Here is a 17,060-nt window from a genome sequence, read left to right as displayed (position 1 = left end):
CACATGTTACCAATTAATGTTAAAAATGAAACAGCAAGACTCCGTGCTGTAGTACTGGGATCAGCACTTCACAATGGACCGACTCCCACAGCAGAAGAAGCTTATGATCCAAAATCACTAGAGCATATTCTAGCCGGTACCTATCCACTTGAGCAGGATATGGTACAGGAAATGGATGCTTTCAAGCAGGTGCTGGAAAAGTATGACGTACAGGTGTATCGACCTGAAATGATTGAGAATTACAACCAAATTTTTACTAGAGATATTGGTTTTGTGATCGAAAACACTTTTGTCAAGTCTAATATTTTGCCAGACAGGGAGCGAGAGCTCGATGCAATTCAATATGTAATTGATCAAATAAAACCAGAAAATGTTGTACGACCACCAGAAGAAGTGCATATAGAAGGCGGTGATGTTATGTTGTGGAACGATTATATTTTTATTGGAACTTATAAAGGAAGTGATTATAAAGATTACATTACGGCAAGAACAAATGCGCAAGGAGTTCAGTATATTAGAGATTTATTTCCAAATAAGATTGTCAAAGAATTCGATTTGGTAAAATCAAAAATTGAAGCTCGAGACAATGCCTTACATTTGGATTGTTGTTTTCAACCTTTGGGAAATAATAAAGGAATTATCTACAAAAACGGGTTTAGAGAAGAAGCCGATTATATGTTTCTTGTAGATCTTTTTGGTAAAGAAAATCTTTTTCATTTAACCCGAGAAGAAATGTACCACATGAATTCTAATGTTTTTTCAATTGATACTCATGTAGTGGTTTCGGAAAGGAATTTTACGAGACTCAACAATTGGCTTCGAGAAAACGGCTTTACAGTAGAAGAAATTCCTTATGCCGAGATTGCAAAACAAGAAGGCTTGTTGCGATGCTCGACCTTACCTTTAATTAGAGAATAATTATTTGTTTAGAAGTTTAAAGTGTAACAGAATGTAATATTCAACTTTAAACAACTCAACTTTAAACTAAAAATACATGAAACAAACTACCAATTCCATCTTGATGATTAGGCCCGTAGCATTTAGAATGAACGAGCAAACGGCTGTGAATAATTACTATCAAAAAGTGCTAGATGGCTTATTACCAGCAACAGTAAATGCCAAAGCACAGCAAGAATTTGATGATTTTGTAGCCAAATTGGTTGCTGCAGGTATAGATGTTACCGTAGTTAACGATACGCAAGATCCAGATACGCCAGATAGTATTTTTCCGAACAACTGGATATCTTTTCATGAAAATGGGGATGTAGCATTATATCCAATGTTTGCTGAGAACAGACGTCAAGAACGCCGTGAGGATCTATTAGATCTGTTAGAAGATAAAGGTTTTGTTATACACAATATAGTAGATTATACATCAGCAGAAGAGGATGGTTTTTTCTTAGAAGGTACGGGTAGTATTCTTTTGGATAGAACCAATTCTAAAGCGTATTGTGCTTTATCACCTCGTGCAGATGAGGAGTTGTTTATTGAGTTCTGTGAAGATTTTGATTATGCTCCAGTTCTTTTTGAAGCGTTTCAGACTGTTGATGGCGAACGAAAATTGATTTACCATACCAATGTCATGATGTGTTTGGGCGAAACCTTCGCAGTGATTTGTGCGGATTGCATAGACGACAAAAAAGAACGCAAAATGGTTTTGGATAATTTAAAAGAAAACAATAAAGAGATTGTCTTAATAACAGAAGATCAAATGAATAGTTTTGCAGGGAATATGCTTGAAGTTCAAGGAGCTGCTGGTAAAAGATTTTTGATTATGAGTGCTGCTGCTCATCAAGCGCTTACAGAGAAGCAAGTGGCGCAACTAGAAAAGCATGCTACAATACTGAGTTCAAGTCTAGATACCATTGAGGCTTGTGGTGGCGGAAGCGCCCGATGTATGATGGCTGAGATTTTCTTGCCAAGAAGCTAAAAAAAAACACTTTAAAAAAGAAGCGGATTATTCACTGAATAATCCGCTTCTTTTTTTTATGAAAGATTCACTTTGATGATGTTAATGATGGCGCTTACAATGTATTGTATCCCAATGGCGATTACAATAAAGCCTACAATTCTGGAAATAGCAATAATCCCAGAAGCACCTAATATTTTGGCAAGATAATGGGCGCTGCGTAATATGATAAAAATAGTTACTGCAATGGCTAAAATAGCTAGCGTAGAAATGATGATTTCTGTGGTGCTGTTGTGTTCTTGATAAAAAGCAATCAAGAGCGATATGGATCCTGGGCCTGCCAGCATAGGGATGGCAAGCGGGGTTAAGGCAATATCGTTTCGCTGTTGTGCCTCCGTTTCGGCTTTTTTGTTGATTCCTCGTTTTTTGGTAAACTTACCAGACAGTAATGAAAATCCAGAACTTACAATGATAAGCCCTCCTGCAATCCGAAGAGCGTCAATGCTAATTCCAAAAAACAACAAAACATATTGTCCGATAAAAAAGGAAACTATCAAGATAATGAAAACGTTTATGGCTGTCCATAAAGAAATGCGCGACCGTTCTTTTTTGGGGTCATTTTGAGTCAGGCCTACAAATATAGGAACCGTACCTATAGGATTTAATACAGAGAAAAGCGCGACAAAAAGATAAATAAAGAGATCCATAATTGTTGTTTAGTACCACAAAAATACTCATTTTTTGTTTGGGACTGTTAGCGCAATGTTTTTTTATTGCACCGTAACAATTACCATAATCACTACATAAGGTGAACCTTTTTGCTTACTTTTGTCACTCATAAAAGGATGATAAGGATGAAGAATAAAAAAACATTGGTACTGGGTGCCACGACCAAAACGGATCGTTACGCGTTCAAAGCAGTACAGCAGTTAGTTGAAAAAGGACATTCAGTACTAGCAGTAGGACAAAATGCAGGAGAAGTAGCTGGAATCAAAATCCAAACGAAAGCCATTCCACTTAAAAACATAGACACTGTTACGTTATATCTTAACCCAACACGTCAACGCGATTATTACAATTATATAGTTGAGGCACAACCCAAACGTGTCATTTTTAATCCAGGAACAGAGAATCCCGAGTTTTACCAGTTGTTACAATTGAACAATATTAAGGTTGAAGTGGCTTGTACATTGGTTTTATTGGCTACCAATCAGTACTAATAGTCGCAAGTTATATTGATTTTAATTAGTTAATCGGTTACGGAATTTTTTTTAATCAAAAAGAGAGCTTTTTGCCGTACATTTCAAGTCTTAAGATTGTATCGTTCCGGTTTATCCCTTAGTACGAAATTAAATTAAGTCTTTAAAAAGACTATTGTTTACATGAAGGGTATAGAAACTACTTATTGTCTATTTCCGTTTTTTTGGCTTTAAGCCAATGCGACGCTGTCATAAACTGTCAACAGTAGGATATTGTGAAATGGAATGTAAGGGCAGGTTTTATATTTTTTTTGTAAAGTTTTTGACTGTGTGTTCCTGGAGAAATAAAACCTTCAATATAGTTTGATCAATGTTTAGGAATTGGGAATAATGGAGCGGAACAAATAAACAAATTGCTACATTTGCAGGTATGGAATTTTCATCAAAACTTTTAGAAAAGGCAGTCAACGAAATGTCGCAACTTCCGGGAATTGGTAAGCGAACGGCATTGCGATTGGTCTTGCATTTGTTAAAACAGCCTAAGGAGCAAACTGGATTTTTGGCGCAAGCCCTACTTTCAATGAGGCAAGATATCAAATACTGTGTGAGTTGTAATAACATTTCGGATAGTGATCTGTGTGAGATTTGCTCTAATAGTAGTAGAAATCACCACGTGATTTGTGTGGTAGAGGACATTAGAGATGTTATGGCTATTGAAAACACGAATCAGTTTAGGGGTATTTATCATGTTTTGGGTGGAAAAATTTCTCCTATTGATGGTGTTGGTCCCAGCCAGTTGCATATTACAGCATTGGTTGAAAAAGTCAAATCGGGAGCAGTACAGGAAATTATATTTGCCTTGAGCTCTACTATGGAAGGGGATACAACGAATTTTTATATTTTCAAGCAAATTGCATCGAGCAATATCATAGTATCAACCATTGCTAGAGGGATAGCTGTGGGTGATGAGTTAGAATATGCTGATGAAGTGACGTTGGGACGCAGTATTTTACATCGAGTACCTTTTGAGAAATCATTAAAAAATAATTAATAAACGCAATCCCATAAGGAGGCTTTTTATATCGTAAATGAAAAGCTATATTTGTGGATAAAAATAGTAATAATGAACAAATTTGTAGGCTGTTTAATATTGTTAGTCAGTGTTTTGATGACGTCATGCATCTCTACGCAAGATTTAATTTATTTGCAAAAAAAAGACGGATCAGTAGAAGTTCCTATTGCTATGGTGGCTTCAAAGCCTTACCGTATGCAAGTAAATGATGTATTGAGCATTTCTATAAAAACCATTGATCCAAAGCTAGCATCTATTTTTACGATTGCAAATGATGGGGGAAAACCAAGTCAGTCCGATACAGGTTTGTATTTTGATGGATTTACGGTAGATGACCATGGAAACATTCGTATCCCGGTTTTGGGAGAGCTAAATGTTATTGGGTACACCCTTGATGACATTCGACTTCGTATAGAGAAACAACTTTTATCCGACTATTTTACTAAAGAAGCCAATGTGTTTGTAACCGTAAAATTAGCAGGTTTGCGTTTTACTATGAATGGAGAAATAGGTGCTCCGGGTACCAAAATATTATTTCAAGAGCAGGTAAATATTATGGAAGCCATTGCTAATGCTGGGGATATTACCATAACGGGAGACAGGAAGGCTGTTACTGTAATCCGAAAAACGCCTACCGGAGTACAAATGGCTGATATTGATCTTACGGATATTAATGTCATGCAATCTCCTTATTTTTATTTGCAACCCAATGACTATATTTATGTCAAACCGCTAAAACAGAAAACTTGGGGTACCGGGAAAACAGGTATAGAATCCTTAGGGACAATCATAACCTTGTTGTCATTAGCAACAACTACTTTTTTATTGTTAAGAAATTAATTAGGTACAAGATACATGTTAGATATTAAGGATTTTTCAATTTTCGAAAACCAAGTCAGTTTTGATTTTAAAGGCTTTCTGATTAAAATTGGCAGTTATTGGCGTTGGTTTTTAATCAGTCTAGCCATCGCATTGACTATTGCTTATCAAGTCAACATTCGAAAAGAGAAAATCTATGGCATGGAAACCATGATTGCTATCAAAGAAGAAAGTAATCCTTTGTTTACCTCGAACACGAGTTTGGTCTTCAATTGGGGAGGCACCTCAGATCAAGTACAAACCATTGCCACTACACTGCAATCAAGATCTCATAATGAGCTCGTTGTAGATCAATTGCAGTACTATATTAGTTATTTAGTTCAAGGAGAATATAATTTTACAGATGCCTACGGAGCAGTTCCTTTTTTTGTACGTATTGACAAAACCAAAGGACAACTGGCAGGTCAACGAATCGGTATTAAATTTTTGACTGAGAATGAATATGAAATCAAAATTCCTTTTGAAAACACAAGCGTAGGGGTTATTCAATACGATACCCACACGTATGGCAATACTAATGTAGTTGCGGGTGAGTTTGTAAAGCGATATAAAGTAGGACAAAAAGTAGTTTTGCCTTTCCTCAACTGGCAATTGGAACTAAACGAAAATCCAGGAATGTACAAGGGAAATGAATACTTTGTTCAATTCAATGATTTTGACGGAACAGTTTCTGCATACAAAGGAATTAACGTTCAAACCAATGAAAAAGCAGGGTCAATTATTACTTTGAGCATGCAAGGAACTAATAAAGTCCGCTTGGTTGAATATTTGAATGCTACAGTCAAGATGTTAATTAAAAGACAGTTGGATAGCAAAAATAAATTTGCAACCAATACAATTGCTTTCATCGACAGTACTTTGATAGCCATGGAGTCTCAACTGAAAGAAACAGGCAATGAGTTGAAATCATTTCGAAAAGGTAAAAATATTTACGATGTTGAGGATGGAGGGACTAAGTTTTCGGAACAAATTTTAGAATACGATGTTAGGAAAGATGAAATCAATCGTAAGATTGTTTATTACAATTCCCTTAAATCGTATTTAAATAGCAGTGTGAATTATGCAAAACTACCAGCACCATCTGTGGCAGGAATTGATGATCCTAACATAGTAGTAAATGTTTCCAAATTAATTGCTTTGTCTACACAAAGGTCTGAGATGGCCTATGCGGTAAAAAGCGAGAAGATTTTTCAAGAGTTTGATATCCAAATGGAAGCTATAAAAAAAGTTCTGTTAGAAAATATTATCACAGCTAAATCTTCTTTACAATATGATTTGGCTTTAGTAAGCAGTAAGATCAATGCCACAGAAGGTACTATCAAAAAACTACCCGATGACCAACAAGAGCTTATAAAAATAAAAAGAAAGTATGACTTGAGTGATAACATATACAATACTTTTTTACAAAAACGTTCTGAGGCAGATATTGTAAAAGCAGCCAACTTATCAGACATTCATTTTATTGATCCTGCTAAAGATGTAGGTGGCGGATTAGTGGGTCCTAAAACATCTGTAAATTATATTTTGGCACTTTTCCTTGGAATCCTGATTCCGTTAATAGCCGTTTTTTTTATTTTCTTTATCAATGATGCAATTCAAAATAGCGATGATGTTAATAAGATGACTAAGATCCCATTGATAGGAGTGGTTGGGGTTAATAAAGAGAAATCTAACTTGGCAGTTTTTGACAAACCAAAATCAGCATTGTCAGAATCCTTTAGGGCCATTCGATCTTCTTTGCAGTTTTTGTACAAACAACAAAATGTAGATGGTGCTAAAACGTTGATGATTACCTCTTCCATAAGTGGTGAAGGAAAAACGTTTTGTTCCATAAACATCGCGACGGTTTTTGCCTTGAGTGAAAAAAAGACCGTTATAATTGGATTGGATTTACGTAAACCTAGACTTGCAACAGAGTTTAATTTGTCAAATGATGTAGGGGTTGTGAATTACATTATCAAACAAAAATCAATTCAAGAGATTGTCAATAAAACGCACATACCTTATTTAGATGTAATATTATCTGGACCAATACCGCCTAACCCTTCAGAAATGATCATAAGTCAGGGAATGGAGGACTTGATTAACGCCTTGAAGCAAGAATACGATTATATAATATTGGATACGCCACCAGTAGGATTAGTTTCGGATGCGCTTGAATTAGCACAATATTGTGATGTTACTTTATATATCGTTCGTCAAAATTACACTAAAAAAGACATGATTGCTTTATTGAATAACCGCATTAAGCGCGGGGAATTGAACAATACAAGTATCATCTTAAACGGTCAAGAAAACAAAGCTAAATACGGAACAGGCTATGGCTACGGTTACGGTTATGGCTCTTATGATAAATCTTATTATGAAGAGGAAAAGCCAAAAAGTTGGTTCCAAAAAATAAAAGACATTGCCAAAAAGAACAACGTATAATAGCAGTGAAATAAAATATAGCATGGAAAACGTAGTGCAAAAAAAGATATTGGTTACTGGTGGTGCGGGTTTTATTGGATCTAACTTATGCGAGTATTTTTTAGATAAAAAGTACCAAGTAGTATGTTTGGACAATTTTGCCACGGGACACCTGCATAATTTAAAAAACTGTTTGAATCATCCTAATTTTCAATTGATAGAAGGTGATATTCGTAACGCAACCACTTGTATGGAAGCCGTAAACGGAGTGGACTATGTGTTGCACCAAGCTGCTTTATGCTCGGTTCTTCGGTCTTTAAACGATCCTGTTACCAGTAATGAAGTAAATGTTTCTGGTTTTTTGAATATGTTAGTCGCTGCCCGAGATCACAAGGTTAAACGTTTTGTGTATGCAGCCAGCTCGTCTACCTATGGAGACTCAGAAGGCCTTCCAAAAGTAGAGGAGACTATCGGAAAGCCTTTGTCACCTTATGCCATTACTAAATATGTCAACGAATTGTATGCCGAAATATTTAGCAAATCATACGGTTTAGAAACCATAGGCTTGCGTTATTTCAATGTTTTTGGGAGGAAACAAGATCCTAATGGTGCTTACGCTGCTGTGATTCCTAAGTTTGTCATGCAGTTGATGCAACACGAAAGCCCTAAAATAAATGGGGATGGCAACTATTCTAGAGATTTCACGTATATTGATAATGTGATACAAATGAATGAATTGGCCATGCTCACGCAAAATCCAGAAGCCGTTAATACGGTATACAATACTGCTTTCGGGGATAGGAATACGTTGAATAATTTGGTCACTTATTTAAAACAGTATTTGTCCGTTTACGATCCAGAAATTAAAAATGTAGTCGTGGAATATGGTCCTAACCGTGCAGGAGACATTCCGCACTCTTTGGCTAGCATTGAAAAAGCACAACGATTATTGCATTATAATCCGCAATTTTCATTGCAAAAAGGCTTGCAAGAGGCAGTGGGGTGGTATTGGGAGCATCTAAAATAAGATGGAGTAGAGAAAATAGAATCTTCTCAAACTTCAAAAAAAAATAAAAAAGAAAATTAAAATAAGTGCTTAATAGATAAAGAATGGAAATTACAAAAATTTGTTGCATTGGAGCAGGGTATGTAGGTGGTCCTACCATGGCTGTAATTGCACAAAAATGTCCCCATATACAAGTAACCGTTGTGGATTTGAATGAAGAGCGAATTGCCGCTTGGAACGACCCCAATACGGATAATATACCTATTTACGAACCTGGTTTGAGCGAAATAGTTGCTACTGCTCGAGGTAGAAATTTATTTTTTTCTACGGCAGTGGAACAAGCCATTGATGAAGCACAAATCATATTTATTTCTGTAAACACCCCTACCAAAACCTATGGTAAAGGGAAGGGAATGGCGGCTGATTTGAAATACATAGAATTGTGTGCACGACAAATTGCACGCGTAGCTAAAGATAATAAAATTGTTGTCGAAAAATCAACACTTCCGGTTCGAACGGCAGAGGCTATCAAAAGTATTTTAGATCATACCGGAAACGGGGTTCAATTTCAAATTCTTTCCAACCCTGAGTTTTTAGCGGAAGGTACGGCCGTAACTGATTTATTGCAGCCAGATCGTATCTTAATTGGTGGTGACGCTACTCCAGAAGGGAAAAAGGCAATGGAGGCACTGGTTCAAGTTTACTCTAATTGGGTCCCTTTAGAAAAAATATTAACTACAAATGTATGGTCTTCTGAGTTATCTAAGCTTACTGCCAATGCATTTTTGGCACAGCGAATATCATCTGTAAATGCCATGTCTGAACTCTGTGAGAAAACAGGTGCTGATATTAATGAAGTGGCAAAAGCAATAGGCATGGACAGTAGGATTGGACCTAAATTCTTAAAAGCTTCAGTTGGTTTTGGCGGTTCCTGTTTTCAAAAAGACATTTTGAATTTAGTATACATTGCTAAATCATACGGATTGCATGAGGTAGCCGATTATTGGGAACAAGTAATTATCATGAACGATCATCAAAAAAGACGTTTTTCTAATGGGATTGTACAAACACTGTACAATACGGTTTCAGATAAAAAAATTACTTTTTTGGGTTGGGCTTTCAAGAAAGATACTAATGATACCAGAGAATCGGCAGCGATATTTGTGGCCGATGATTTGATTAATGAACATGCAAAAATAGCAGTATACGATCCAAAAGTATCCTCTAAAAAGATACTAGAGGATCTTAATTATTTAGAAACACGCAGTCCTGAGCAAAATACCGAGTGTGTGACTACTTTTTCAAATCCTTATGAGGCTTGTGCAAATGCCCATGCGATAGCCATTCTTACCGAGTGGGATGAATTTGCGAATTATGATTGGCAAAAAATATTTGACGGGATGCAAAAACCAGCATTTATTTTTGATGGACGTAATGTGCTGGATGCAGCACAACTTCGTGCCATTGGATTTGTGTACCAAGGAATCGGCTCCTAAACGGTTGTTTGTTCTTTTGTAGACACCAAGCAGCATAAAGCATCGTTGAACGGTATCAGAAATAGACCTTATTTTAGCTACATTTGTGTACCAAGAAACAAAATTGAAATGCTTTTTAAGGCTTTTTTTCGAAAGTAATAATAAAAGGGAACGGCAAGTTGAGTTTTTTCATATAGGATAAAGCAATGAATGATGCGAAAGTGCAACCCTAAAAAAACATAAAGCCGAGTATGGCAACGCTAAAAAGCGTACTTTTAAATAATAAATAGTTAAGAATAAGTTGAGCGAACACATAAAAATAGCGGTAATTGGTTTGGGGTATGTCGGTCTTCCTTTGGCAAGATTGTTTGCTACCCAGTACTCTGTTGTAGGTTTTGATATCAATCAGTCACGTATAGCGAGTCTATCTGCGGGCACTGATAGTACTTTAGAAATAGATGATACTACATTGCAACAGGTTTTGCGAACCGCACCAAGTGATGAAAACGGACTGTATTGCTCAGCGGATATAGCAGCTATAGCCGATTGTAATTATTTTATCATTACCGTGCCAACTCCCGTTGATAAAAACAATAGACCTGATTTAACGCCTTTGTTTAAATCCAGTGAAACGGTAGCTTCGGTTTTAAAAAAAGGAGATATTGTCATTTATGAATCAACGGTATATCCTGGTGTGACCGAGGAGGAATGTGTTCCTGTATTGGAAAAAAAGTCTGGGTTGAAATTCAATGTGGACTTTTTTGCGGGGTATTCTCCAGAACGAATTAATCCAGGCGACAAAGAGCATACGGTTGAAAAAATTCTAAAAGTGACATCGGGTTCGACTCCTGTCATTGGTCAGAAAGTTAATGAATTGTATCAATCGGTGATAACTGCAGGCACACACTTGGCACCATCCATAAAAGTGGCCGAGGCAGCAAAAGTAATAGAGAATTCGCAGCGGGACATCAACATTGCATTTGTAAATGAGTTGGCCAAAATTTTCAACTTGATGCAAATAGATACTCAAGCAGTACTAGAAGCAGCTGGTACCAAATGGAATTTCTTACCTTTCAAACCTGGATTGGTAGGCGGACATTGCATAGGGGTTGATCCTTATTATTTGGCACAACGCGCACAAGAGTTTGGTTACCATCCCGAAATTATTTTGGCAGGACGCCGCTTGAATGACAGTATGGGAGAATATGTAGCCTCGCAAGTGGTGAAGTTAATGATTAAAAAAGGAGTGATTGTCAATGGCGCTAGATTATTGATGTTAGGCATTACTTTCAAAGAGAATTGTCCTGATGTACGCAATACTAAGATTGTGGATGTTATAAAGGCTTTAGCCGATTATGGCATTCAAATTACAATTTATGATCCATGGGCAAACCCTGTTGAGGTTTCAAGAGAATACAATTTAACCACTACAACTACTTTACCAACAGAACGTTTTGATGCTCTGGTATTGGGGGTAGCACATACTGTTTTTATAGATCTGGATTTTTCTTCTTTGCAATGTGAAAAAAGTTTGCTGTATGATGTGAAAGGCATTTTAGGAGAGCGAGCGGATGGACGTTTGTAAGGGGTTAAAATCGCTGTAAATGTGAGGTGTTTGAAAGAATAAAGTTTAGTATTATTCAAAAAAATAAAGATTACCAATTAAATATACTTTAATTATGAAAAATGCAAATTCAGTTACACATGTAATCCTTACAGGAGGAGTGGGAAGCAGGCTATGGCCTTTATCACGTAAAAGCCAACCCAAACAATATTTGGATTTGTTTGATGGTAAGTCTTTGTTTGAAATGACCGTAGATCGAAACCGGTCTTTGGCAGATACCGTGATGGTCGTTGGAAACACAGATAATTGTCATTTAAGTAAAAAAGTTTTAGATAAGTCAAGTACTTCATATATTGATATTATTGAAGCGACGCCAAGGAATACTTCTGCTGCAATTGCCTTTGCTGCATTTGCCTCAGAACCTGACACAATTTTAATAGTTACCCCATCCGATCATATTATAGACGGGACGGAAGCCTATGAAAGTGCGATTAACCAAGCAGTGGAAAAGGCATTGCAAGGGTATATTGTTACTTTTGGCATAGTTCCTACTAAACCCGAAACCGGCTACGGCTATATAGAGCGCTCTGGAGATGATGTAATTTCGTTTAGAGAAAAACCCAATAAAGTGTCTGCTAAAGATTTTATAAAGAATGGTAACTTTTTATGGAACAGTGGAATGTTTTGTTTTAAAGCTGCTGTATTTTTAGAAGAGTTAAAATTATATAATATACAAGTTTACGAAAAATCCAAGCAGGTTTGGGAAGCCAACAAAGCAGGGCAATTGGATTTAGAATTGTCAATGGCTATTCCGTCCATTAGTGTGGATTATGCAGTTATGGAACGCAGTAAGAAGATAAAGGTGGTTTCGTCTGAGTTTAAATGGTCTGATTTAGGGTCTTTTGAATCTGTTTATGATTATTTGGTTTCAAAAGGACAGGCGGTTGATAGCAATGGGAATATGGTTATTGGAACAGATGTATATACTGCTTTTGTGGGGTTAAAGAATGCAATTTTTGTACATACTGCGAATGCCAATTTGATTTTGCAAAAAGAAAGCTCACAAGAAGTAAAAAATATTTATACGGAATTAGAAAAAAGTAATTCTGATTTATTAGAGTAATATTTTTCTCTTTATCAAAATGTACCGAAAAGACTTTTTTAATATGTTGTTTTCGGTACATTTTTTTTATGCATGTTTATGGAATAATCAAGCGATTAAATTTTTCGTTTTGATTGTCGGGTTGTTTTGTTATGGAGAGTTTCTGTCATGCTGAGGGAGGAAGGATCTCTACATATTCTTCATTGTAGCAGACGATTTCATTTTTCGAGTTTATTCTTTTCTTTTGCCTTGATGCAAAAGAAACAAAAATTATTCACGGGTTAATATTTTTTTTTTGGTATTCATGAATCTTCGATTTCAAGCCTGAAAATTAAAAACTTAAAAACTACCTCAAAACTACGTTCCGCAGCCCGAGCCGTTCGGCTTTCAGCCTCAACTCGCGGACTGCTGCCACTGCGTTTTTTCGTTGTTTTTTACGTTTTTAATTTAAGGGCGTTTTTTCGAATTCGTTTATGTAGCAATTCTATTTTTAAATTGTGAACTGTAAATTGTGAACTGTGAGCTGTGAACTGAAACCTGAAACTTGAAAATTAAAAGCTTAAAAACTACCTCAAAACTACGTTTTGCAGCCCGAGCCGTTCGGCTTTCAGCCTCAACTCGCGGACTGCTGCCACTCCGTTTTTTCGTTGTTTTTTACATTTTTAATTTAAGGGCGCTTTTCCTGAATTCGTTTATGTAGCAATTCTATTTGTAAATTGTGAACTGTAAACTGTAAACTGTGAATTGTAAACTGTAAACGAAACCTGAAACCTGAAACCTGAAACCTGAAACCTGAAACCTGAAACTGAACAATGGACTAATGACTAAGTACTAACTACTGCATACTGAAAACTTTTTACTTAAACCCCAGGTATTTAAAGAAGTGTTCAAAATCTCAGTATATTCATCTTAAAAAGCAAGTACAATTGCTGTTTTATCGCAATTGGAGTATTATATTTGTCCATTCTTGAATTGTATAATGGATATGGATGTAATGATGAATTGGTATGTACTGTATACCAAACCAAAATCGGAAAAAAAAGTAGCAGAACGTTTGACGGAAATGGGAGTTAATGCCTATTGTCCAACAATTACTAAAATTACGCAATGGTCTGATCGAAAAAAAAAGGTACAGCTACCCTTGTTCAATTCTTATATTTTTGTTCGACTTACAGAAAAAGAACGAAATAGTGTTTTTGATGTTCCAGGTGTTGTGCGCTACTTGTTCTGGTTAGGGAAACCTGCAATTGTTAAAGACAAAGAGATTAAAACGATTCAGAACTGGCTTTCAGCCCCAGATACATTTGATGTTGTCATTGACACGTGGAGAAAAGGAGATAAAGTTATTTTAGAATCTGGACCATTTATAGATCAAGAGGCTACAGTTCAAGAAGTCAAACAAAACCATTATTTGCTGGTGTTGGAATCTTTGGGTTGTGTGCTTAAAGTAGAGAAGAAATAACTTCCTTAATTAAATGACAACAACATAAGACAAATCACTTGTAGCATTTGACATGCAATTCTTTATTCTGTAGTGCTGAGGGACGAAGTATCTCTTTATGTTTATTCTTTTCTTTTGCCTTGATGCAAAAGAAACAAAAGATCAAGCCTAAAAATTAAAAACTTAAAAACTACCTCAAAACTACGTTCCGCAGCCCGAGCCGTTCGGCTTTCAGCCTCAACTCGCGGACTGCTGCCACTCCGTTTTTTCGTTGTTTTTTACATTTTTAATTTAAGGGCGTTTTTCCTGAATTCGTTTATGTAGCAGTTCTATTTATAAGTTGTGAACTGTGAACTGTGATTTGTAAACTGTAAACTGTAAACTGTAAACTGTAAACTGTAAACTGTGAACTGAAACCTAAAACTTGAAACCTGAAACTTGAAACTTGAAAATTAAAAACTACCTCAAAACTACGTTCCGCAGCCCGAGCCGTTCGGCTTTCAGCCTCAACTCGCGGACTGCTGCCACTCCGTTTTTTCGTTGTTTTTTACATTTTTAATTTAAGGGCGTTTTTCCTGAATTCGTTTATGTAGCAGTTCTATTTATAAGTTGTGAACTGTGAACTGTGATTTGTAAACTGTGAACTGTCAACTGAAACTTGAAACTTTAAACTTGAAACTGAACATGCTGCATTAAGGACTATTTACTGAAAACTGAATACTGATGACTTTCAACTGTCAACTCTCCCCATTCTCTCATGCTGAGGGACGAAGCATTTCTACATATTCTTCATTGTAGCAGACGATTTCATTTTTCAAGTTTATTCTTTTCTTTTGCCTTGATGCAAAAGAAACAAAAATTATTCACGGGTTAATATTTTTTTTTTGGTATTCATGAATCTTCGATTTCAAGCCTGAAAATTAAAAACTTAAAAACTACCTCAAAACTACGTTCCGCAGCCCGAGCCGTTCGTCCTTCGTCCTCAACTCGCGGACTGCTGCCACTCTGTTTTTTCGTTGTTTTTTACGTTTTTAATTTAAGGGCGTTTTTTCGAATTCGTTTATGTAGCAATTCTATTTGTAAATTGTGAACTGTAAACTGTGAACTGTAAACTGTAAACTGTGAACTAAAACTTGAAACCTGAAACCTGAAACTTTAAACTTTAAACTTGAAACTGAACACGCTGCACTTAGGACTAATCTATTAAACACGCTCTAAAAGATGATTGAAAAATGACATATGGGACATTTAGAAATCATGGTGTAAAAATGTTTAAAATCTAGTGTTTTTTATGAGATAAAGAAGTAAAACAAGTATGTGAATTGAATCTATTTCAGGTTCTGGGGGCTTTCGCTTAAGTTTCTGTGGTAGGTTTTCAGTGTGTTTGAATACTTTTGATGCAAGTAATTTAAAAATGCTCTAGATTTTTTATGCTGTAAGTGGTAATGTCATTATGCTGTCTCAAATACGTTTCTTGATCGTCTTTGCGGGAAAACCTATATTTGACAGGGCTTAACGAGTTTTTTATAAAATTAAAATACTGTTGTTGAGGCTTTTGTATTTATTTACACTTTTCTTTTTGTTGTTAAAAACAAGCCTCAATTGTGAATAAGTTTGGCTTTAACTTACAATAAAAGTATCTTATGTTTGTAAAGTCAGTTAGATACTTTAGTACGTATACTAAGACAAACTTATTTATTAATTTAATACCAAAAATTATGGCTATTAAATACAAAATTCTTCCAAGGAAGAACCCGAGAGACTTAGTGGCTCCGGAAAAGTTTTATGCCGCTGCAGTTGCAGATGGCGATGTTGATTTCGAAAGACTAGCAGAGTTGATTTCGTATCAGAGTACCTTAACGGCTTCTGATTGTTATGCTGTGCTCGCTTCTTTAGAACACAACATCATTGGCGAACTGGGTCAAGGTCGCATTGTGAAGTTAGGCCGCTTAGGCAACTTTCAAGTGGGCATTAGCTCTGAAGGTAAAGATGTTGCTGATGAGGTATCAACAGCAGCCATCAAAAAAACGCGCGTGCTCTTCCGTCCTGGCAAGAAAATGCGCAGTATGCTAAAGGATTTATCTTTTAGAAAAGTGGGCTAGAACCCTGTTCGGTAGTAAAAGACTGAGTTTAAGACCTCGAATATTCCAGTATTCGAGGTTTTTTTATGCCTAATAGTTTCAAAATAACGTCCCAATCGTCTTGATGCAACAAAAGAATCGTCTTGACGAAGTAAAAAGTTCATCAAGACGATGTGAAAATAACGTCAAGTTGATTTTTTAAAAAGTGTTTGATATCCTTTTTAAGTCTTTTTGGATCAAAAAAATACTTAGTTGTGTCTGTATTTCTGCTGTATTCATAAAACTGGCAGATTTTATGTAAGATTATTTGTTTAAATTAGGTCAAATGGATGGGTTTTAGCCATAAAAAAAGCTCAAAAATACGGACTAGAACCCTGTTTTTTTGAGCAATGGAGTGAATTTAAGACCTCGAATAATTCCAGTTATTCGTTAAATCAGAGTTCAAATGTAGCGAAAAGTTTCAATACGTGGCGGTGTTATTTATAAATTTAATGTTAAAAGAGGTACGGTTTTTTCGACCTGATTTATGAAGTAGTTCTTTTTTTAAAATTGTGAACTGTGAATTGTGAATTGTGAACTGTGAACTGTGAATTGTAAAACTGTAAACTTGAAACTTAAAACCTGAAACTTAAAACTGAACACGCTGGACTAAGGACTAATTACTAAGGACTAACTACTAATTACTAAACATTGAAAACGGAAAACGCACCAATTACTATACAATTTGCAAGAAAAGACTATGTAATTTGTAAGTTAAATTTAGGGAGTCAAGCATATTTTTCTCAGATAATCTTCACTTTGTTGGATAATTTACTATAAATTTGCCGCTTCAGTAACAAAAGCAATCTCAAACGGGACTTGCAGTGGCGAAGCTATAAATAATAAGTATTATAATGGTACATGCCAAAAAATATTTTTATGTG

13 protein-coding genes are annotated in these 17,060 nt (G+C 35.9%); 12 read left to right on the top strand and 1 reads right to left on the bottom strand.

Going from position 1 to position 17,060, the window contains the following annotated elements; all coding sequences use genetic code 11:
• Positions 1-3 precede the first annotated feature (3 nt).
• Positions 4-918, top strand: coding sequence for a dimethylarginine dimethylaminohydrolase family protein (locus FPG59_RS00895; protein ID WP_086452743.1), 915 nt, complete (start codon positions 4-6; stop codon positions 916-918).
• 76 nt (positions 919-994) lie between these two features.
• The gene (ctlX, locus tag FPG59_RS00890) at positions 995-1,930 is read left to right on the top strand and encodes a citrulline utilization hydrolase CtlX (protein ID WP_086452742.1); all 936 of its coding nucleotides are present in this window, start codon (positions 995-997) and stop codon (positions 1,928-1,930) included.
• A 56-nt stretch (positions 1,931-1,986) separates the two neighbouring features.
• Here ctlX and FPG59_RS00885 read toward each other — a convergent pair whose 3' ends face one another.
• Entirely contained in the window at positions 1,987-2,616 is a 630-nt protein-coding gene (locus FPG59_RS00885) for a MarC family NAAT transporter (protein ID WP_086452741.1), read from the bottom strand.
• Between the two features lie 147 nt (positions 2,617-2,763).
• Here FPG59_RS00885 and FPG59_RS00880 point away from each other — a divergent pair, with 147 nt between their 5' ends.
• The 10 genes from FPG59_RS00880 (at position 2,764) to FPG59_RS00835 (ending at position 16,158) form a co-directional block, all read left to right on the top strand.
• On the top strand, positions 2,764-3,129 hold the full coding sequence (locus tag FPG59_RS00880) for a CoA-binding protein (protein ID WP_086452740.1): 366 nt from the start codon (positions 2,764-2,766) through the stop codon (positions 3,127-3,129).
• 409 nt (positions 3,130-3,538) lie between these two features.
• Positions 3,539-4,159, top strand: coding sequence for a recombination mediator RecR (recR, locus tag FPG59_RS00875; RefSeq protein ID WP_086452739.1), 621 nt, complete (start codon positions 3,539-3,541; stop codon positions 4,157-4,159).
• A 72-nt stretch (positions 4,160-4,231) separates the two neighbouring features.
• Positions 4,232-5,020 (top strand): polysaccharide biosynthesis/export family protein, encoded by a 789-nt coding sequence (locus FPG59_RS00870; RefSeq protein WP_086452738.1) that lies wholly within the window; start codon positions 4,232-4,234, stop codon positions 5,018-5,020.
• A gap of 15 nt (positions 5,021-5,035) precedes the next feature.
• Positions 5,036-7,489: an exopolysaccharide transport family protein gene (locus tag FPG59_RS00865; RefSeq protein WP_086452737.1), complete on the top strand. Its 2,454-nt coding sequence runs from the start codon at positions 5,036-5,038 to the stop codon at positions 7,487-7,489.
• Between the two features lie 22 nt (positions 7,490-7,511).
• On the top strand, positions 7,512-8,495 hold the full coding sequence (locus FPG59_RS00860) for an SDR family oxidoreductase (protein ID WP_086452736.1): 984 nt from the start codon (positions 7,512-7,514) through the stop codon (positions 8,493-8,495).
• Positions 8,496-8,578: 83 nt separating this feature from the next.
• Positions 8,579-9,970, top strand: a complete 1,392-nt coding sequence (locus FPG59_RS00855) for a UDP-glucose 6-dehydrogenase (RefSeq protein ID WP_086452735.1) — start codon at positions 8,579-8,581, stop codon at positions 9,968-9,970.
• A 280-nt stretch (positions 9,971-10,250) separates the two neighbouring features.
• On the top strand, positions 10,251-11,534 hold the full coding sequence (locus FPG59_RS00850) for a nucleotide sugar dehydrogenase (RefSeq protein ID WP_176330671.1): 1,284 nt from the start codon (positions 10,251-10,253) through the stop codon (positions 11,532-11,534).
• A gap of 94 nt (positions 11,535-11,628) precedes the next feature.
• Entirely contained in the window at positions 11,629-12,636 is a 1,008-nt protein-coding gene (locus tag FPG59_RS00845) for a mannose-1-phosphate guanylyltransferase (protein WP_086452734.1), read from the top strand.
• A 946-nt stretch (positions 12,637-13,582) separates the two neighbouring features.
• Positions 13,583-14,077: a UpxY family transcription antiterminator gene (locus FPG59_RS00840; RefSeq protein WP_369596801.1), complete on the top strand. Its 495-nt coding sequence runs from the start codon at positions 13,583-13,585 to the stop codon at positions 14,075-14,077.
• Between the two features lie 1,622 nt (positions 14,078-15,699).
• On the top strand, positions 15,700-16,158 hold the full coding sequence (locus FPG59_RS00835; protein ID WP_230154055.1) for an HU family DNA-binding protein: 459 nt from the start codon (positions 15,700-15,702) through the stop codon (positions 16,156-16,158).
• Positions 16,159-17,060: the final 902 nt, after the last annotated feature.

This window comes from Flavobacterium sp. FPG59, assembly GCF_002150205.1.
GTDB lineage: Bacteria > Bacteroidota > Bacteroidia > Flavobacteriales > Flavobacteriaceae > Flavobacterium.
This window is presented reverse-complemented; position numbering and strand designations above follow the sequence as displayed.

Coding starts and splice junctions, on each gene's coding strand:
- FPG59_RS00895 (WP_086452743.1), top strand. CDS start 4: ATGTTACCAATTAATGTTAAAAATGAAACAGCAAGACTCCGTGCTGTA.
- ctlX (WP_086452742.1), top strand. CDS start 995: ATGAAACAAACTACCAATTCCATCTTGATGATTAGGCCCGTAGCATTT.
- FPG59_RS00885 (WP_086452741.1), bottom strand. CDS start 2,616: ATGGATCTCTTTATTTATCTTTTTGTCGCGCTTTTCTCTGTATTAAAT.
- FPG59_RS00880 (WP_086452740.1), top strand. CDS start 2,764: ATGAAGAATAAAAAAACATTGGTACTGGGTGCCACGACCAAAACGGAT.
- recR (WP_086452739.1), top strand. CDS start 3,539: ATGGAATTTTCATCAAAACTTTTAGAAAAGGCAGTCAACGAAATGTCG.
- FPG59_RS00870 (WP_086452738.1), top strand. CDS start 4,232: ATGAACAAATTTGTAGGCTGTTTAATATTGTTAGTCAGTGTTTTGATG.
- FPG59_RS00865 (WP_086452737.1), top strand. CDS start 5,036: ATGTTAGATATTAAGGATTTTTCAATTTTCGAAAACCAAGTCAGTTTT.
- FPG59_RS00860 (WP_086452736.1), top strand. CDS start 7,512: ATGGAAAACGTAGTGCAAAAAAAGATATTGGTTACTGGTGGTGCGGGT.
- FPG59_RS00855 (WP_086452735.1), top strand. CDS start 8,579: ATGGAAATTACAAAAATTTGTTGCATTGGAGCAGGGTATGTAGGTGGT.
- FPG59_RS00845 (WP_086452734.1), top strand. CDS start 11,629: ATGAAAAATGCAAATTCAGTTACACATGTAATCCTTACAGGAGGAGTG.
- FPG59_RS00835 (WP_230154055.1), top strand. CDS start 15,700: ATGTTTGTAAAGTCAGTTAGATACTTTAGTACGTATACTAAGACAAAC.